Genomic DNA, 17,492 nt, shown 5'->3' with positions numbered 1-17,492 from the left:
GAAAGCTCACGGTGGCACACGGGACTGGTTCGGTTAAACGAAACCGCTGTTTTCCCGCGTAGTGCAAAACTGTTTCCCCATCGGTCGTCTTTATCCCACTTCATGGGGGTGGCATAAAAGTCTAAAGGGAAGAGGAGGAAAACATGATCAACGCCCTTAGACGGACTCTCGCGACCACCATCTGCATGTCAGCCATCTTGGCCGGAAGCCCAAGCTTTGCTGAGACGATGAAGCTAGGCCTTTCGATGCCGACGCTTAACACTCCGTTCTTTACCGTACTGGTGAACGCCGCGACCGAGCAGGCCAAGTCGTCCGGTGGCAGTGTCGTTCAAACGACCAACGCGAACCGCGACGCCAGCCAGCAGGTCACCGATTTCCGCAACCTGATCAACGCCGGCGCAAACGTCATCCTCGCTGGCGTCGTCGATCGCGCGGCAATCAAACCCGCTCTGGACTACGCCAAGAGCAAGAACGTTCCCGTCGTGATCGTAGACGACAAGCCGGCAGCTGGTGATGTCTACGCCGTTGTACGCGCTGACAATCTCGGGATGGGCGCTAGTGCCGCCGAAGCGCTCGCGGCCGCGATGCCGGATAAGAAAGCAACTGTCCTGCATATCACCGGCGGCTTGACGACGACAAACGGTCGAGACCGTAAGAACGGCTTTGACGAGGCGTTCAAGAAGATATCCACCACCAAGGTGATCGAGCAGACAGCAAACTGGGAAGGTCCGCAAGCTGCAAACGTCGCATCGACAGTCATGAGCGGCAACTCCGATATCGGCGGCATTTACCTCGCTACCGACACACTCTACTATGATCCGGTTGCTGCAGCACTGAAGTCACGCGGCCGCTTGGTACCGGCTGGTCAGGACGGCCACATTGCCATCGTTGCGATTGACGGTGGTTCGAGTGCTCTGAAGGCGATCCGCGACGGCTATTTGGATGCAACGGTTTCGCAGCCGGTTACCGACTACGCGAAATATGGTGTCATCTACCTTCAGGCCGCTCTTGATGGCAAGGAGATGAAAGAAGGGCCGACCGATCACAACAGCACTGTTGTCAAGGACGGCAAGTATTTCGTCGACAATTTGGCCTCGCCCGTAGTGACGAAGAAAAATGTCGATGACGCGAGCCTTTGGGGCAACGCGAAGTAGTCATGAATATTCGTCCTGAGGTACCGAACATGCTGGCTAGCTCGTCAGAACAACTCGTCACGATCGATGGCGCCGTAAAGCGCTTCGGAGGGACCATTGCTCTGAACGGGCTGTCCATTTCCATCAAGAGAGGCGAGTCGCACGCGCTGATCGGTCGGAACGGGGCTGGCAAGTCCACGCTTGTATCGATCCTTACCGGTTTGAGATCAATCGATTCAGGCACGTTTCTCCTGAATGGTGCGGCTCCGCCCGCTCTAAGCGATCGAAACGCTTGGCGCGAAGCGGTGGCCTGCGTCTACCAGCATCGAACTCTCGTTCCGGATCTGACCGTAGCCGAGAATCTGTACCTGGGACGTTATCAAGGCAAACAGATGATCTCGTGGCGCGGCCTCAACCGCCAAGCGGCGGCCGCGCTCGAGAGCTGGGACATCCCGATCCTCCCTACCACCCCTGTGCGCGACCTTGGGGTGGGGGAAGCACAAATGGTCGAGATTGCCCGCGCCCTCAGCCAGGGCTCCAGGTTTGTCATTTTGGACGAGCCGACTGCCCAATTGATTTCGAGCGAAATCGACCACTTGATTGCACGAGTCAACGAACTGCGTGCGAAGGGAATTACGTTCCTTTTCATTTCTCATCACCTCGATGAAGTACCGAAGGTCTGCGACGCCGTCACAGTGTTGCGGAACGGGCGCGATGTCCTCCATGGCGATGCCCACAAACTCACAACGGCTGAGATTGTGTCCGCAATGGTAGGCGAAGAAGGTGCCGGCAAAGCACTGACCGCCAATGAAAAGGTTTCTCGACCAGCGCTCGCCCCGTCCACGCCCGTGGTGCTCAAGGCGAGTTTGCAGCTCGATGCCTGCGACGATCCTCTTGATTTGACGCTCAAAGCAGGGGAAGTCGTGGGATTTGCAGGGCACTCCGGATCAGGCACTCGTCAAATCGCCCTCGCCTTGGCGGGACACTATTCAAAGTGGTCCGGTGAGATCGTTTTGAACGGAAAGAATGTCTCAAAGCCGTGGAAACCACCGACGGCAGTTAAAAGCGGCGTTGCGCTTCTCCCGGAAGATCGCATCAAGACGGGCTTGGTTGGCGGGATGTCCATCGAGGACAACATGACCATGCCAAGTCTAAGGGCGTTCACAAAACGTTTTCTGATGGACGGCAAAGCGCGCCGTAAATTTGCGGAGGACAATCGCTCCGATCTCGGCGTCGTCTGTCATTCAGTCAGGCAGAATGTCGGAGAGTTGAGCGGCGGCAATCAGCAGAAAGTTCTGTTGGGCTCCGCCTTGAGCACCAACCCAAGCGTGCTCATTCTATTGCATCCGACGGCGGGTGTGGACATTGCGTCGAAGGCTACGATCCTCGACATCGTCGAACAGCGTCGCCGTCAGGGGCTCGCGGTCATACTTGTTAGTGACGAACCAGAAGAACTCGCGTTCTGCGATCGCGTGCAGGTCTGGGTTCGCGGCAAGAAAGTCGTCGAAAAGAGCGGGATGAACGAGGAAGAGCTCGTGTCCGCTATGGAAGGCTTTCATACATCTCGGGAGGAATCATGACCCACACTCAAACAACAAATGCCACCGGGACGAACCTGCGTTCGCGCCGGGTGCTCAGCGACCTTTTCCAGCCTGAATGGGCGATCCTGCCGGTTCTCATTGTTGTTATGATCGTTGGAACGCTGCTCAACAGCGCTTTTCTGTCGTACGACAACTTCTACGGCGTGGTGCAGCAAGCCAGCGAACTCGGTGTTCTTACCATGGGGCTGACGTTGGTCCTGATTGCCGGGAAATTCGACCTATCGCTTGAATCCACTTTTGGCCTAGCGCCAATGGTAGGCGTTTATTTCCTTCTCGAAGCAGGTGGCTCAGGCCTGAATCTTGCGAACTCGCCAATCCTAGCTCTCATCGTGATCTTCACAGTGGGCGCGCTAATTGGCGCATTCAATGGCGCACTGGTGATCTACCTTCGGTTCAATGCCTTCATCGCAACTTTGGCAACCCTGATCCTGTTGCGCGGCATCAGCCTCGGGTTGACGCGTGGCGAAACACTGTCGGATCTGCCTGTGCTGCTTACTTTCCCAGGAGATTCGACTGTCCTGGGGATACCCGTATCCTTCCTCGTTGCCTTAGCTTTGCTGGCCATTCTTACTGTGTTCATGTCTCGGCACCGCATTGGCAGAATGCTTTATGCAGTCGGCGGAAATCAGCAAGCCGCCCGCGTCGCCGGTATTCCTGTCGAGCGTGTCCTTATGGGCGTATTCATTGTCGCAGGCATTCTTGCTGCGCTGGCAGGGCTGCTCCAGGCTGGCCGGATCGCGTCCATTCCCTCTTCCCTCGGTCAGAACCTGATTTTCAACGCGTTCGCAGCTGCGGTGCTGGGTGGCGTCAGCCTCAATGGAGGAAGAGGTACAATCGCTGGGGCATGCGGCGGTGTCCTGCTACTCGTCCTCATTCAGGATATTCTCGTTCTCTCGCAAGTCCCTGCTTATTGGATCAACGCAACGACGGGCGGCATCATCCTTATCGCTCTCTACATCAGCAAGATCAGCGGGGCCGATAAAGGCAACTGAGCAGCGGATCCAGATGCTCAGTAATGAAAATGGCGGCCTCTTAGCCGCCATTCTTTCTGCCAAGAAGATTTTCGGTGTGACAGTATCCGCAACTTCGCGGACAGGACAATGACACATTTAACCGTTAGCGAGCGCAAATCCGAGGATAGCCCTTAAGGGGCCGGGCAGCCACCATCGGTTACGACTCTCAGCTCCCGTCATCTAACCCAATTCGTCACTGGCAAGAAAAAGCGCGACATAGGCGATCTCCTCTGGCCGACCCGCGCCACTTCGTCGCCGTTTGCCTTCTGATTGGAACACGGCGCGCGTCTATGACGAGGTTGCGAAGATTTCATCGCGCTCGCTGCACGCTGATGAGATGGCAAAACGCGCCTAAGCGATTGCTGGGCAGCTTGTTTGAACACGCGTCGGCCCGGGATGCGGAATCCGTTCCGAGCCTCTTTGCTGCCGCGATCCTTTTAAATTCCGTTAATTGCAACGGCTTCAGCAAGGTTCAAGAGAGTCTCGGCGCAAAGAAGGGATTTTCCCGTTCATCGCAAATATGTTTCTCATATATCCGCGATTAACCGGCGGCCGTGCCGAGTCTAAGGTCCGTTATTCTTGTCGTCACATACTACCGTTAGCAGCGGACGCGGGGGCGAGCGACTAACACGGTTCGGGAGGAAGTGAATGAACTACGCACTTGGAAACGAGGCTCCTCTGGGCATCGCTTGCCTTGGTATTACGCACCCTCATACGTCCGGTCGGGTGAAGGCATTCCAGCGCTTGGCAAACACGCGCCTCTTGGGGGCATATGACGAGAGCCCGCTTTTGGATCCATTTGTCGAAGCCCTCGGCCTCACCAGGCGTACCAAGGACGAGATTCTCTCGGATCCAAACATCCATGCCGTAATGATACATCCCAAGAGCTATCTCATGGCGGATTGGGCGATCGAAGCATTGGAGGCTGGAAAGGCCGTTCTCTGTGAAAAGCCAGCTGGACGGGGCTCCGCAGATACAAAACGCATTGTCGATGCAGTTCAGCGGACGGGTCAACTGTTTCAAGTTGGCTATTGCTGGCGCTACGCTCCGTCAGTAGAAAAAATGCAAGAGGTCCTCAAGAATGGCCAACTTGGAAAGGTGTTGCAAGTACGTGCCCATGCGGGCTGCTCCCATGGAGAGGCCTCTACGGACCACATGCGGCAGCCTGGAGATATCGGCGGGGCGTTTTATGTTATTGGCTGCCACGTCATCGATCGGCTTCTCCTGCATTTCGGCATGCCAAAATCGGTGAACGCAAGGATCACAAAATTTCCTGGCGTAATGGACGCTAATGCTCGCGAGGACGCTGCCGGTGCGATTCTGAACTACGATGACAAATTGATTTCCATCGACTTTATGTCCTGGGATCCGTTGCCATGGACGGAAAGCTGGGACATCACGGCCTATGGCACCGAGGGCGTCATGCATTCTCGACCAATGCCGGCGTCCTACAAGATGTATTGCTCCGGCCGAAACGGTAGTCCGCAAGGATGGACGGAATGGCACGAAACCAGCTTCCCCGAAGTGTGGGCGGTGCGCAAAACGGTCTATTCGCCCGAGATCGCGGAAATAGGCAACCCAGTCTATTTCGACCGAGAGGCGGCTGCCTTTGAGAATTCACTGCGGCTCGGAACTCCCTCAAACGTTCCAGCTGAGCAGGCGCATAATATCAATCTTGTTCTCGAAGCATTGTTCGCGTCGTCACAGGCGAGTGGAAGCGAAGTTCCGCTTGTCGCTTGAGGGGCGGTCGAACACGATCGCCTAAGAGCTCCGGCTTAACCCGTCTTCAGCGTATAATGGTCGATGAACGGCATGTCGGCGGGCACGGAACCGGATAGGCATACCTTCTTGCCTTTGCGACGCCACGCAAACGGGACGAGACCATGGATGAACGCACGTGCAGCCATGACCCTCTCGATTTTTTGGAGACGGTCGGAGCTGATATCGCGCAGACAAGTGTTTCGATGCTGTCTGTGATCTGGATACCACAACGGCCAAGTCGGTTGGGATACCGTATTCCCGGTGACGTACCGAAGACAATCTTCGACCAGCGTTAATTCCTCGTCGCAGTCGCCCACCAAACGTCGAGTCGCATTCTCGGCTGCCCTGGATGCATCGGCGGCCGCCAAAAGGCGGCCATCGTCAGGCATGGGGACGGAACGGCTTGGCCAATGATGCCGGAAAGTGCAGCGTGAGCATTTGACGGTTCTGCGAGATGATCACAAGGACGACAATCGTCGCGACATAGGGAAGCGCGGAGAGGAGTTCCGATGGAATCGCGACACCGAGCGCCTGGCCCTGAAGTTGCAGGATGGTCATGCCGCCAAACAGCCAGGCGCCGATGAGCACCCGCAGCGGCCGCCAGGTTGCAAACACCACCAGCGCCAGCGAAATCCACCTCCGGCCGTCATGTTTTCCACCGAAAGCGGCGTATAGGCGACTGGATAGGCGCCCGCAAGACCGGCCATCAGCCCGCCGAAGAGCACCGCCGGGTACCTGATCCTGATGACCGGATAGGGGCGGGGACCCTTTGATGATGTCGGTTATCCGACGCCGGAAACCAGAATTCTAACTAGAGAGAATACACTTAGGTGTATCCGGTCAAACAGTGCGCCGGCGTGTAGACGTTACTGCGCCACTACAAAACTACAAGCGACAAGGCGTTACTCCAGCAGCAGCCGCGCGCCTTATGCGCCGGCGCGCCCGACACCGATCAACTGCAATCACAAACACGTTAAGAACAGTATTTGTTGTAAACATATATTCGATTCTGGTTTACGTATGGCCATCCGGGGGCCGCTCCGTGGATGCGATTTCGCAGTAATCACATGGATGGTTCCGACCTTAGAGATACAGCACCATCGCTATGACATAGGCAATCGAAACGCTCCCTGAGCTTTCGAGTTGATAGGGCATGCAGGCATGCCAAAGAGCAAAATCAGGGAAGGAACAACTGTATGAATTTAGTCATCACAACAGTGGCGGCGGCCATCGCGTTTGTTTACACGTGCGTCTCACCCGCGTTCGCCCAGTCGAATCCTCTTCCGACCGTCCATCCAAACCCCACGAAAACCTTGCGGGTGATCGGTTTCGCAGGCGGCTTCAATCTTCCTATTTGGGCCGGACAGCGGCAGGGATATTTCGCGGATGAGAAGCTGAATGTCCAGCTAACCTACACACCAAATTCGGTCTATCAAATCACCAACCTTCTAGCCGGCAATTTCGATATCGCCATGACGGCAATCGACAACGTTGTTGCCTACCAGGAGGGGCAGAACGAGGCGCCAATCGGCCCGAACCCTGATCTGTTCGCGTTCATGGGTTCCGATAATGCGTTTCTGTCACTGGTGTCGCAAGCCCAGTACAAGACGATCGGGGATCTGCGCGGAAAGACCCTGACGGTCGATGCAATGACAACAGGCTTCGCGTTCGTCCTCCGCGAGATCCTGGCCAAAAACAACATCGCTGAGAGTGACGTCAAGTTCGAGCGTGCCGGCGGCGTCGGCAGCCGATTTACGGCAATGCTCAAGAATAGCGAGCATGCCGGCACGATGCAGATGACGCCGTTCGAACTACAGGGCGAAGCCAGGGGTCTGAACACGCTTATTCGCGCGGAAGCGGCGCTTGGCGTGCCGTATATGGGAATGGTAGGCGCCGCCCGTCGCTCCTGGGCGAAGGAAAACGAAGCCGCTGTTGAAGGCTTTATCCGCGCCTACAAACGCAGCGTCGATTTCATCTACGATCCGACAAATCGGCTCGTCGTTGAGGCGCTTCTTGTCGCCAATACCCAGATGTCGCCCGAGATCGCGACCCGAGCTTACGACGTTCTTCTCGACAAGGGCGGCGGCTTCTACCGGGATGTCAGGCTCGATCTTGCCGGCATCCGGACTGTTCTCGCGCTTCGCTCGAAATACGGCGAGCCGGCAAAGAACCTGACCGATCCAGCTGTCTACATCGACACATCGTTTCGCGACAAAGCGCTGAAGTAGGGACTTCCCCAGCCGCCTGAGGCGCTTCGACTACCGCCGGCGCCAGTCACACATCAAAGACCTCTCATTCCCGCTCGCTGCGTGCGACGGTTCAACCAAGGAGAAACGCATGAAACTGAAAAGCCTTCTGGCCCTCGCGGTCGTATTCGCCGGCGCCAGCGCAGCACACGCTGCGCCACCGAGTGACGACGCTATCGCCGCTTATCTCGATGACTATAAGGCTGGCCGCGTCAGCAAGGGTCTGGGTGATGACCTAAGCCTCGAAGACGCAGCCAAGTCACGTGACAAGCTCGCCAAGCTGTTGCCATCGGTCGTTGGTGAACGCGTAGGATACAAGGCCGCTTTCACCAACCCCGCCATGTGGGAGAGATTCAAGGTGAATGCGCCTCAGTGGGGTTATATGTTCGGCAAGAACATGTTCAAGACCGGTGACAATGTGACCTCCAAGCTCGGTGCGAAGCCCCTTTACGAACCGGACATGGTCGCCATCGTCAAGGATGCGGGCCTCGCCAACGCCAAGACGCCGCTCGAAGCTCTGCAGCACATCGAATATTTCGCGCCGTTTATCGAGCTCCCGGACGCTATGCGTGAATCCGGTGCGGTTGGCCCGGCTCTCGTTGCCACCAATGTCATTTTTCGGGGTGGTGTTATCGGTGACCGGATTGATGTCCAGCCTACACAGGCATTCTTGGATTCCATCGCTGCTATGACCGTCGTGACGACCGAAGACAAGAGCGGCAAGGAGTTGGCTCGGGGCAAGGGCGATGCGCTGCTGGGCAACCCCGCGGCCGCGGCTCTCTGGCTCGCTCAGACGCTCAAGACATCTGGTGTCGATGTGAAGCCCGGCGATATCCTCAGCCTTGGAAGCTTCAATGCACCGGTTCCGCCGGTTGCCGGAACGACGATTTCGGTCAAGTTCGTGGGCTTGCCGAACGAACCGAAGGCAACTGTGAACTTTGAATAAGTTGCCAGGAAGTGCCGGCGCCATATGGCGCCGGCAATTTACCGTATGGTTGTTCGTATGATCGAAGATCACATTCCTCGGGACACTGAGCGACGGTTGCAAATATTGAAGGCAAATACCGATTGCCGGCCTATTCCATTAGTGGGGTCACCTTGGCTATGGTTCGATCTTCGAAAATTCCCACCCTGCGCAAGGGCTTCTACTCCACGCCACCATCTGAATCGGGGACGGGTAGAGGTTCCACGGCAATAATCTGTTTCAACAGCACTTTGAGACGATCCAGGTCATCGGGAGCAAATCTCACAAATTGCGATCGGTGAATGGCAAGTAGCGGTTCATCGATACCGGTGAGCAGTGTCCGTCCTTGTTCTGACAGCACTACCCGGACCACGCGCCTGTCGCTTCGATCGCTCTTGCGGCGGACGAGGCCATCGCGAACGAGCCGGTCAATCAATCGAGTTACGTCCGCTCTAGGATCGGTCATCTGCAATTTGATCTCATTGACCGTAGCGCCGCCTTTCCCCGCCCTTCGGATGGATCGCAAGGCGTTGTACTGCTTTCCGGAGATTCCATTTGCGGTAAAAAGATCGACCACCGGACCGCTAACGATTTCCGCAGCTCTGATCAAATAAAGATAAGCTTCCTGTTCAGGCAGAACCCGACCAGTCTCCTCCACGATCATCTGCGGCATCTTAAAGTCGCCGACGCTCTCTTTCTCATCACTCAATTGTCAATTCCATCTGTTGTTCACAACATATAATGTTGAAGACAAATAACGCGCTCAACGATAAAGAGTTCATGATGTCCAAGAAAATTCAATGCCAAAAACGCGGGTTAGCCTCGATTCTGATCGCGTCAGCTCTCACCGTCGCGGGCGCGGGTTCAGTTGCCGCTCAGCAGCCACCCGCCTACTGGTCTTTGCCCGCGGCGAAACTGACCTCCGCCACTGGGCCTCTTTCACAACGGGCGACGGCTCGGATGATCGCGATCCCTGCCAGCAGCTATCCCATCGGCCGCGACGACGGGGCAAGAAGCGAGCGCCCCCGTCATGAGGTGGCGCTGGCTGCGTTTCAGATCGACAGGACGGAAGTTACCAACGCTCAATTCGCGGAGTTCTTGAATGCACTGAACTTGAAGGTCCAGGGCAGCTTCAGTGCCGGTGGGATTACGCGCAAGAACGCGGATGCGGACGCGATCAAGCTTCTGAGCGATCTAGGGGGCTCCCGATACCCAATCATCGAACTGGATGATGATGAAGCGCGTATCGTCTTGAAGGACGGACGCTTCGTAGCGGTTTCCGGTCACAATGATCGTCCGGTGACCGAGACGACATGGGCTGGTGCTAGAGCCTACTGCGTCTGGCGTGGGGCGGATCTTCCGACTGAGGTGCAGTGGGAAGCAGCCGCCCGTGGGAACGATGACCGAACCTACCCGTGGGGGAACGCTGAACCCGATGTGAACCACGCGTTCGCGAGTGGGCGCACTGGCGCCACGGCCGACGTGGGCACTGCCAGGGCAGGCGCGTCGCCATTCGGTGTCTTGGACATGTCCGGAAGCCTTGCCGAATGGACCAAAAGCTTGGATCGTCCCTATCCCTATCGGGATGACGATGGTCGCGAGAATGTGACTGCGGAAGGAGAGCGTACAACACGCGGAGGCGACTATGTCTACGACCGTCGTGCGTCCAATCTGACGGTCAGCTTTCGCGAGGGCTATTCTAAGGCACCGTATGACGGACATCGCCATATTGGCTTCCGATGTGCTTCTTAAATACAGCCGTGATCGGACAGAGGGTACGGCCGCTGATTGCTAGATCCTGTCGATGTGTTCACCGTTGGAGTGATGCGATCTCTCCATGGGAAAAGCTTGGTGGCCCATGAATCGTTCGGTGGCGGAGCAGCCTTTGTGTCAGGGTGTGGCGGTGCTGTTTCGCAGTGACCCAAGCCATCTCGCCAAGAGAACTTGTAAATCGCCTCGCTCCAGATGGGGCGGACAACAGCGCTTGAGAAGCTAATATCAGTAAAGACTTGACTGCGGAGACCATCAAGATGAGCAGACGGGATCATTTGCCCGCATATGTGCGTGAAAGGACAATAGAGCCACACTCGCTTGCGGCGGTTTTTATAGTAGAAGGTGGTATGATAACACTGGTGTTCGCGGTCATGGCTGCGTTCTTACCATCCGGATTTTTTGACGCATCAGCCAGATGCCTCACGACGGCCATTGCGCTTCATCGTTCCGCCCCCGGGTGGCTTCCGCAGGCTTTATGAGCGGCGCCCGCGCGTGTTGGCGCACAATATGGTCTAGAGATTTGAGTCTGATTGATCGCGTCTCCAGAATCGAAGCGCGAGGCGGCAAACGGTTGCCTTCTGGTGAGCTTTCGCAACCGCGATGCATGCCGGGTCACCTCCGGGCAGTTGCACGTTCAGTCAAAATTCCGCTTGGCAGATGTGCCCTACGTCGGCTTGCCCCTACAGATCCACCATCGGCACCCGAACCTCAGTGAGCATTCTGCGCCTGGAGACAGGGATCACAAAATCGTCAATACCATTATATGGTCACAACGTATATTGTTATCAACATGTATCGCCGTCGAAGTCTGAGTGCGGAGCGGCTTAGGCGGCTTGTCGCCGTTTGCTCAAGAGATTGTACCGTCAGGAGAAACGAATGATTACGACTGATTTCCCTCAAAAGTACCGACCCTATGCGCTTGGCGTCTTGCGAATAGTCGCCGCGCTCATTTTCTTTGAGCATGGGACTCAAAAGCTGTTCAACTTTCCTGCCTCAGACAATCCCGCGACATTGGGACCAATGATGCTCACAGCCGGCATCTTGGAATTCGTCGGCGGTCTCCTTCTTCTGGTCGGTTTTAAGACACGCATCGTGGCCTTCATACTGTCTGGACAAATGGCCTTTGCTTACTTCATTGGCCACTTTCCGCGTGACTTTTTTCCGATTCTCAACCGGGGTGACGCCGCGATCTTGTACTGCTTCGTCTTTCTGTACATCTCGGTGGCGGGTGCAGGCGCATTCTCAATGGATGAGCGCGGGAAAGCATCGTCTTCTGGCTGACGAGAATGACCGCCGTTTTCGTCACCGGTTACTGCGGGAGCCTTCTACAGGGACCGGAAAATTCGATGATGCGCCAAAGCGTGTTGCGGCAACACGGCGACTGGCCCGTTTAAAAGTCGGGCCTAAGCATCCTGTGCAAGCGCGGCGAAAGCCTTCTCGACTTCCTCAGCGGTCCGGCGAAGATGCAATTCGGTTACCCTACAGGCACGTAACGCATTACGCTCTATGACGGCCTCAAAAATGGCGAGATGCTCTTCGTGGACATTACGCCAGCCGCGCGAAACGTTGAGTGACACGCGACGATAACGTTCCGACTGCTGATAGAGGAGCTCCCGCAGCTTGATCAGGATGGGCGACCCGGCGGCCGAAACGAGGGCTGCGTGAAATGCGCGGTTTCGGTCCTCCCAGACTTCGAGAACCTCCGGAGGCAATGCGTCCGGAGAGGAGGGGAGAGTTTTTTCGACGAGCGCCAAGGCTTCGAAGGCCTCGCTGACGGCTCTTTCCCATGCTGCATCTCCGTTCCGTATGGCCGCATTGATCGCCTCTGTTTCGATTAGCGTCCGTACGCGGGTAATATCCTCTAGTTCCTCGAGCGACAGCGGCGCCACCCAAAAACCGCGCTGCCCCTCCGAGACGACGAGAAGGTCACCCATCAAGCGAGTGAGCGCTTCACGCAGCGGCGACATGCCGACCGCATAGTCTTCCATAAGCCCCTCCAGCTTCAGTTTGCTGCCGGCGGCAAGCCTGCCTCCCACAATGTCTTCGCGAAGCTTCTTGTAGGTCCGGCTGGCCAGGGTCTTTTCCGCGTCTTGCGCCTGCATACGAAATCCTCTTGCTGTGTCTTCGACAGTTAGCATCAAAATATCGAAATTACAAATCCCTGAAGTGTGGCTGATCTCAGTAATTTCGATATTAAATCCTGTTTTAGGGCGATTTGTAGTATTTGACGGCCAGATTTTGGATAATTTGCGATGTCGCTCATAAAAATTTCGAAATTAATTTGACAAGGCGGGGGCGTTGTGTTCATTTGCAACTGGCGGAGGGAGCCGCACAGGGAGGTTAACATGATCAATTCATTCGAGATGACCCGTCGTCGTTTTCTGACAACCACTGGTGCGGGCCTGGCGGTTGCTGGCGCGGTCGGAATGCCCGCAGTGGCGCAGTCAGCCGGCAAGCCCCTGAAGATCGGCATGGTAACCTCGCTGTCCGGTCCGTTTGCCGCTCTCGGTGAAAGCATGCGGGCGGGCATCGAAATGCTTCTGGCGGAAAACGCCAACGCTATCGCAGGCCGACCCGTCGAACTGATCGTTGAGGACGACCAGGCCAAGCCTGACGAGGGCGTGCGCAAGTTCCGCAAACTGATAGGCCAGGACAGTGTCGATATCGTCTGCGGCGTCATCAGTTCGGCCGTCGCGCTCGCCGCGCGTGATGTCGTGACGGAGGCCAAGGCGCTGACCTTCATCTCCGCCGGTTCAGCCAACGATCTGGCCCGCAAAGCGACAAGCCCATTCGTTTTCCGCCCGACCAAGACCAACTGGATGATCGGCCATACCGGTGGGCTGTGGGCGTTTGAGAACATCTCGAAGACCGGATGTCTGACGATCGGCGCCGACTATGCCGCCGGCCGGGAATATATTGGCGACTTCGCCGCGACCTACAAGCAGCAGGGAGGGCAGATAACCAAGCAGCTGTGGTCGCCGCTCGGCACGACAGACTTCGGCCCGCTGCTGACCACTATCGCGAGCGAGCAACCCGAATTCATCTATTCGTTCTTTGCAGGCTCCGATGCAGTCCGCTTCCTGCGGCAGATGAAGGAATACCGTCTCGCCGGCAAGGTAAAGCTGATTGGCGGCGGAGCGCTCTTCGATCAGGAAGATGTGGTCGAAACCGTCAAGGATGCGGCACTGGGCGGCATCAATACCAGCAACCAGTCGCCGACCGCAGAAAGCTCCAAAGCGTTTTCTCAAGCCTACAAGGCAAAGCGCGGCCATCTGCCGGGCGAGATGGGTACCGCTGGCTATGTGACTGGCCAGGTTATCAAGGCCGCTCTCGAGCGTGCGTCGGGAGATGTCGCTGACAAGGACAAGATCAAGGAAGGGCTGCTTTCCAAGCCCGTCGACACCGTCTTCGGGCCGATGACCTTCGATCCCCGCAATAATCAGGCGGTCCTCGACATCTATGTCAACGAGATCAAGCAGGACGCCGGAGGGCCGGTCAACCAGGTCATCCATACTTACAAGGCGGTTCGTGATCCGGGTCCGGCGGCCTGAGCGGAGGCGGTGAGATGGCCTTTTATCTCGTGCAGGTTCTGAATGCATTGTCATTCTCCATGCTGTTGATGCTCACAGGCCTCGGCCTGTCCGTCGTCCTCAGTCTGATGAATTTCGTCAATCTCGCTCACGGGTCGTTCTTTCTCCTGGGAGCCTATGTCAGCATCTACTGGCTGGGATCGGGTGCGCCGTGGTGGCTCTCCTTTCCGGTCGCATTTGCCGCGACGTCGATCGTCGGTTTCTTGCTGGAGCGCTTTCCGTTCCGGCAATTCTACCGGCGCACGCATCTCATGCAGGTGTTGCTGACCTACGGACTGTCTGTGATCTCCGCCGATCTGATGCGCTGGGGTTTCGGCTCGCAGATATCTTCGGCGGAGATGCCTGAAATCCTTAGTGGCATCGTCTTCATTCTGGACATGCCTTTCCCAATCTACCGCCTGTTCATCATCGGCTTCGGGATCGTGCTGGCGCTCGGGCTCTGGTATGCGATCGACCGGACGATATGGGGAGCAGTGGTCCGGGCGTGCGTCGCCGATCGCGGTTTCGTCGAAACGCTCGGGTTGGATACGGCGCGGATATTCACGATCGTGCTGGCGATCTCCGCCGGTCTCGGGGGCTTAAGCGGCGCTCTCGGATCCGGCATCCTGTCCGCCTATCCGGGCCTCGACGAAGAGCAGCTCATCCTTGCTCTCATCGTGGTCGTTGCCGGGGGACTGGGGACGTTCCGCGGTACGGTTCTCAGTTCACTTCTTCTCGGCTTCGCAATGACCTTCACCAAGGTCTGGGTGCCTGAAATGTCCAATGTTGTCGCATTGGCAATCATGGCGGCAATACTGGTCATGGCCCCGCAGGGGCTGGTTTCCCAGAAAGTGAGGCAGGTATGACGTTCATTGTCAGCCATAAGGAAGAAGCGCAGGCACGCGCAGCGCTTCTCACCCGTCAGCGCCTTGCTTTGACAGGCCTGGCGATCGGAGCGGTTGCTCTTGCGTTCTTTGCCAATGACTATCAGCTGCGTTTCCTCGCCGAGATCCTGATCGTTGGTTCGGCGGTGCTGAGCCTCGATCTCCTGGTTGGTTTCGGAGCTCTCGTATCACTCGGTCATGCGATATTCTTCGGGGGTGCCGCTTACGCTGCGGCGCTTGTAGCCCAGGCGTTCGGTGCAGATATCTTCGTGATGCTGGCGGTTGGCGTGGTGACGGGAGCAGGGCTCGCATTGGTGATGGGTGTGGTCGTCATCCGCACGATCGCGCTCTTCTTCCTCATCCTCAGCCTAATCGTCGGTCAGATCTTCTGGGAGATCGTCTTCCACTGGCGGGAGCTGACCGGTGGTGCGGATGGCCTTCGCGGTCTGCCGCCACTGACGCTGCATCTCGGCGTGACGACGATCGAATTGATGACGGGACGGTCACTCTATATTGCAGCTTCGCTCCTTGCCCTTGCGGCCTGGTTCGTTGCCCATTCCTTCGTCAACGCACCGATCGGCAGAGCCTTGATTGGCACGCGTGAACGGGCGCTCAGAATGAGCGCCCTCGGCTACAGCATCCCGCGCATCCGCCTGATGGCGCTTCTGGCATCCGGTGCGATCGCCGGCGCGGCCGGCGCGCTCTACCCTTTCGTCAATCAGTATGTCGGCCCGAACGCCGTCCACTGGACGATGTCGGCGATGATGATCATCATGCTGGTCATCGGTGGGGTCGGATCGCTGTACGGGGCCTTCATCGGCGCTGCCGTTTATCTCACCATTCAGACATATGTCTCGTCCTATACCGATCGGTGGCAGCTCGTCGTCGGCCTGATCTTTGTGCTGACAGTCATGGTCATGCCAAACGGCATCGTCGCCGGCGTTCGCAAACTGCTTGCTAAAGGGAATCTGTCATGACCTTTGCTCACAGTGCCCCCATTCTCCAAATTGAAAATATCGGTAAGGCGTTTGGCGGGCTCAAGGTTCTCACCGATGTCAACCTGACCGTCAACGCCGGCGAATTTATCGGCCTGATCGGCCCGAATGGCGCCGGCAAGACAACGCTGTTCAACGTCGTCACTGGGTTCCTGACACCGAGCCACGGCAAGGTCTCCTTTGCTGGAAGCGATATTACCCGCGCAAAGCCGCACCAGCGGGTTCAAGCAGGCATTGTCCGCACCTTTCAGAAAAGTATGGTGTTTTCCGACCTGACGGTGCTGGAAAATTTGGCGCTGGCAGTGCGCGCCCTCGAGAAGGGCTATGGCTGGTGGCGAAGCGCCAAGGGGATCGCCCGGGCCGATGCACGCGCCAATGCCGTCCTGACGCGGGCAGGCATGCAGCGTCATGCGCAGAAGATTGTTTCCTCGCTCTCCTATGGCGAGCAGAGGATTGTCGATGTGCTGGTCTCACTGGCCATGGAACCGCGCCTGCTACTGCTCGACGAGCCGACGGCCGGGCTTTCCAAAAGCGAAGGTGATCAACTGATCGAGGTGATCCGGGCCACCGGGTCGGGCACCTCCGTCATCCTCGTCGCTCATGATCTCGACATCGTCTTTTCGGTCTGCGACCGCGTCGCTGTGCTCGATCTCGGGAGAATGATCGCCTGCGATACGCCGGCCGCCATTCGCGCGCATGAAGGCGCGCAGGCCGCCTATCTCGGAAAAGCCAGGGAGATGTCTGAATGAATATGCCCGCACCCCGGTTATCGGCCGTTACCGACATTGATGTACGCGGTCTCTCGGCCGCATATGACGGCGTCCGTGTTCTGAACGATGTCACTTTTTCCGTTGAGCGGGGCGAGTCCGTCGCGATCCTGGGACGAAACGGGGCCGGGAAGTCAACGTTAGCTGCCTCGCTCTTCGCGCTGGAGACTGAAATTGGCGGGCATGTCGCCATCAAGGGCAACGACGTTCGCGGATGGCCAAGCCATCGGATCGCCCGTCTGGGCATCGCGCTCGTGCCGCAGGGACGTGGAGTTTTCGCTGACCTGACCATCGACCAGAATCTTGAGATGGCATCGCTCTGGTCCAAACGCCAGCCATCGCGGCGCTGGACCAAGGAACGCGTCTACGAAGCGTTCCCACGGCTGGCCGAGCGGCGCGGCTTTCAGAGTGGATCGCTAAGCGGCGGGGAGCGTCAGCTGCTGGCCATTGCACGCGCGCTTCTGACCCAGGCCGACATTATCGTTCTCGACGAACCAAGCGAGGGGCTCTCGCCACGAGCCATCGAGGAGGTCATCATCGGCACCGTCGGGCAACTTCGTGGGGACGGCTATACCCTGCTGATCGCCGAACAGAATATATCGATGGCGCTGGCTTTGGCGGAGCGCGCCCTCGTGCTGGACCATGGAAGCATCGTCTATGACGGCTCTTCCGCAACCCTCGTCTCCGATGAGGTCCTCCAGCGCGAGCATCTGGGACTGTAAGGCCGGCTGCGATCACGGATAGGAAGCCACACCGCACCGGGAGGGGGGCGACCGGGATCCGAAA

At 57.4% G+C, this 17,492-nt stretch carries 16 protein-coding genes and 1 pseudogene; 13 read left to right on the top strand and 4 right to left on the bottom strand.

Going from position 1 to position 17,492, the window contains the following annotated elements:
* The first annotated feature begins 143 nt into the window (after positions 1–143).
* The 4 genes from M1D43_RS30945 to M1D43_RS30930 all read left to right on the top strand — a co-directional run bounded on the left by M1D43_RS30945 (position 144) and on the right by M1D43_RS30930 (position 5,487).
* Entirely contained in the window at positions 144–1,154 is a 1,011-nt protein-coding gene (locus M1D43_RS30945) for a sugar ABC transporter substrate-binding protein (RefSeq protein WP_498815011.1), read from the top strand.
* 2 nt (positions 1,155–1,156) lie between these two features.
* Complete coding sequence (locus M1D43_RS30940; protein WP_498815010.1) at positions 1,157–2,713, top strand: sugar ABC transporter ATP-binding protein; 1,557 nt, start codon at positions 1,157–1,159, stop codon at positions 2,711–2,713.
* Positions 2,710–3,726: an ABC transporter permease gene (locus M1D43_RS30935; protein WP_498815009.1), complete on the top strand. Its 1,017-nt coding sequence runs from the start codon at positions 2,710–2,712 to the stop codon at positions 3,724–3,726. The genes M1D43_RS30940 and M1D43_RS30935 overlap by 4 nt, the downstream gene beginning before the upstream one ends.
* A 669-nt stretch (positions 3,727–4,395) precedes the next feature.
* A complete protein-coding gene (locus M1D43_RS30930) occupies positions 4,396–5,487 on the top strand; it encodes a Gfo/Idh/MocA family protein (protein WP_498815007.1) in 1,092 nt (363 codons plus the stop codon).
* Positions 5,488–5,522: 35 nt separating this feature from the next.
* On the opposite strand, the gene M1D43_RS30925 is transcribed toward M1D43_RS30930, so the two are convergent.
* Together M1D43_RS30925 and M1D43_RS30920 are read right to left on the bottom strand one after the other, a co-directional pair.
* Positions 5,523–5,654 (bottom strand): hypothetical protein, encoded by a 132-nt coding sequence (locus M1D43_RS30925; RefSeq protein ID WP_498815005.1) that lies wholly within the window; start codon positions 5,652–5,654, stop codon positions 5,523–5,525.
* 235 nt (positions 5,655–5,889) lie between these two features.
* Positions 5,890–6,263: pseudogene (locus M1D43_RS30920) on the bottom strand (ABC transporter permease family protein); the annotation flags it as partial.
* Between the two features lie 441 nt (positions 6,264–6,704).
* On the opposite strand from M1D43_RS30920, the gene M1D43_RS30915 reads away from it, so the two are divergent.
* Positions 6,705–7,736, top strand: a complete 1,032-nt coding sequence (locus M1D43_RS30915) for an ABC transporter substrate-binding protein (RefSeq protein WP_498815004.1) — start codon at positions 6,705–6,707, stop codon at positions 7,734–7,736.
* 109 nt (positions 7,737–7,845) lie between these two features.
* On the top strand, positions 7,846–8,700 hold the full coding sequence (locus tag M1D43_RS30910; protein WP_498815003.1) for a 2-keto-4-pentenoate hydratase: 855 nt from the start codon (positions 7,846–7,848) through the stop codon (positions 8,698–8,700).
* 199 nt (positions 8,701–8,899) lie between these two features.
* Here M1D43_RS30910 and M1D43_RS30905 read toward each other — a convergent pair whose 3' ends face one another.
* Positions 8,900–9,427 (bottom strand): MarR family winged helix-turn-helix transcriptional regulator, encoded by a 528-nt coding sequence (locus tag M1D43_RS30905; protein ID WP_498815002.1) that lies wholly within the window; start codon positions 9,425–9,427, stop codon positions 8,900–8,902.
* Positions 9,428–9,459: 32 nt separating this feature from the next.
* Between M1D43_RS30905 and M1D43_RS30900 the strand changes: the two genes are divergently transcribed.
* Both M1D43_RS30900 and M1D43_RS30895 read left to right on the top strand, forming a co-directional pair.
* Positions 9,460–10,470, top strand: a complete 1,011-nt coding sequence (locus M1D43_RS30900) for a formylglycine-generating enzyme family protein (RefSeq protein ID WP_498815000.1) — start codon at positions 9,460–9,462, stop codon at positions 10,468–10,470.
* 897 nt (positions 10,471–11,367) lie between these two features.
* Positions 11,368–11,772, top strand: a complete 405-nt coding sequence (locus M1D43_RS30895) for a DoxX family protein (protein ID WP_498814999.1) — start codon at positions 11,368–11,370, stop codon at positions 11,770–11,772.
* Positions 11,773–11,894: 122 nt separating this feature from the next.
* On the opposite strand, the gene M1D43_RS30890 is transcribed toward M1D43_RS30895, so the two are convergent.
* The gene (locus M1D43_RS30890) at positions 11,895–12,593 is read right to left on the bottom strand and encodes a GntR family transcriptional regulator (RefSeq protein ID WP_498814998.1); all 699 of its coding nucleotides are present in this window, start codon (positions 12,591–12,593) and stop codon (positions 11,895–11,897) included.
* A 243-nt stretch (positions 12,594–12,836) separates the two neighbouring features.
* On the opposite strand from M1D43_RS30890, the gene M1D43_RS30885 reads away from it, so the two are divergent.
* The 5 genes from M1D43_RS30885 to M1D43_RS30865 are packed head-to-tail and all read left to right on the top strand — an operon-like array spanning position 12,837 to position 17,428.
* Positions 12,837–14,042, top strand: coding sequence for an ABC transporter substrate-binding protein (locus M1D43_RS30885; protein ID WP_498814997.1), 1,206 nt, complete (start codon positions 12,837–12,839; stop codon positions 14,040–14,042).
* Positions 14,043–14,056: 14 nt separating this feature from the next.
* Positions 14,057–14,926 carry a branched-chain amino acid ABC transporter permease gene (locus M1D43_RS30880; protein ID WP_498814995.1) on the top strand — a complete coding sequence of 290 codons (870 nt, stop codon included), beginning with the start codon at positions 14,057–14,059 and terminating at the stop codon, positions 14,924–14,926.
* Positions 14,923–15,921, top strand: a complete 999-nt coding sequence (locus M1D43_RS30875) for a branched-chain amino acid ABC transporter permease (protein ID WP_498814994.1) — start codon at positions 14,923–14,925, stop codon at positions 15,919–15,921. Before M1D43_RS30880 ends, M1D43_RS30875 begins: the two co-directional genes overlap by 4 nt.
* Positions 15,918–16,688 (top strand): ABC transporter ATP-binding protein, encoded by a 771-nt coding sequence (locus M1D43_RS30870; RefSeq protein ID WP_498814992.1) that lies wholly within the window; start codon positions 15,918–15,920, stop codon positions 16,686–16,688. The genes M1D43_RS30875 and M1D43_RS30870 overlap by 4 nt, the downstream gene beginning before the upstream one ends.
* A complete protein-coding gene (locus tag M1D43_RS30865; protein WP_498814991.1) occupies positions 16,685–17,428 on the top strand; it encodes an ABC transporter ATP-binding protein in 744 nt (247 codons plus the stop codon). The genes M1D43_RS30870 and M1D43_RS30865 overlap by 4 nt, the downstream gene beginning before the upstream one ends.
* The last annotated feature ends 64 nt before the right edge of the window (positions 17,429–17,492 follow it).

The sequence above is a fragment of the Ensifer sp. R1-3 genome (assembly GCF_056739175.1).
The sequence above is the reverse complement of the archived record's forward strand: the minus strand, read 5'-3'. Positions and strand labels throughout refer to the sequence as shown.

Coding starts and splice junctions, on each gene's coding strand:
- M1D43_RS30945 (WP_498815011.1), top strand. CDS start 144: ATGATCAACGCCCTTAGACGGACTCTCGCGACCACCATCTGCATGTCA.
- M1D43_RS30940 (WP_498815010.1), top strand. CDS start 1,157: ATGAATATTCGTCCTGAGGTACCGAACATGCTGGCTAGCTCGTCAGAA.
- M1D43_RS30935 (WP_498815009.1), top strand. CDS start 2,710: ATGACCCACACTCAAACAACAAATGCCACCGGGACGAACCTGCGTTCG.
- M1D43_RS30930 (WP_498815007.1), top strand. CDS start 4,396: ATGAACTACGCACTTGGAAACGAGGCTCCTCTGGGCATCGCTTGCCTT.
- M1D43_RS30925 (WP_498815005.1), bottom strand. CDS start 5,654: ATGGCTGCACGTGCGTTCATCCATGGTCTCGTCCCGTTTGCGTGGCGT.
- M1D43_RS30915 (WP_498815004.1), top strand. CDS start 6,705: ATGAATTTAGTCATCACAACAGTGGCGGCGGCCATCGCGTTTGTTTAC.
- M1D43_RS30910 (WP_498815003.1), top strand. CDS start 7,846: ATGAAACTGAAAAGCCTTCTGGCCCTCGCGGTCGTATTCGCCGGCGCC.
- M1D43_RS30900 (WP_498815000.1), top strand. CDS start 9,460: ATGTTGAAGACAAATAACGCGCTCAACGATAAAGAGTTCATGATGTCC.
- M1D43_RS30895 (WP_498814999.1), top strand. CDS start 11,368: ATGATTACGACTGATTTCCCTCAAAAGTACCGACCCTATGCGCTTGGC.
- M1D43_RS30890 (WP_498814998.1), bottom strand. CDS start 12,593: ATGCAGGCGCAAGACGCGGAAAAGACCCTGGCCAGCCGGACCTACAAG.
- M1D43_RS30885 (WP_498814997.1), top strand. CDS start 12,837: ATGATCAATTCATTCGAGATGACCCGTCGTCGTTTTCTGACAACCACT.
- M1D43_RS30880 (WP_498814995.1), top strand. CDS start 14,057: ATGGCCTTTTATCTCGTGCAGGTTCTGAATGCATTGTCATTCTCCATG.
- M1D43_RS30875 (WP_498814994.1), top strand. CDS start 14,923: ATGACGTTCATTGTCAGCCATAAGGAAGAAGCGCAGGCACGCGCAGCG.
- M1D43_RS30870 (WP_498814992.1), top strand. CDS start 15,918: ATGACCTTTGCTCACAGTGCCCCCATTCTCCAAATTGAAAATATCGGT.
- M1D43_RS30865 (WP_498814991.1), top strand. CDS start 16,685: ATGAATATGCCCGCACCCCGGTTATCGGCCGTTACCGACATTGATGTA.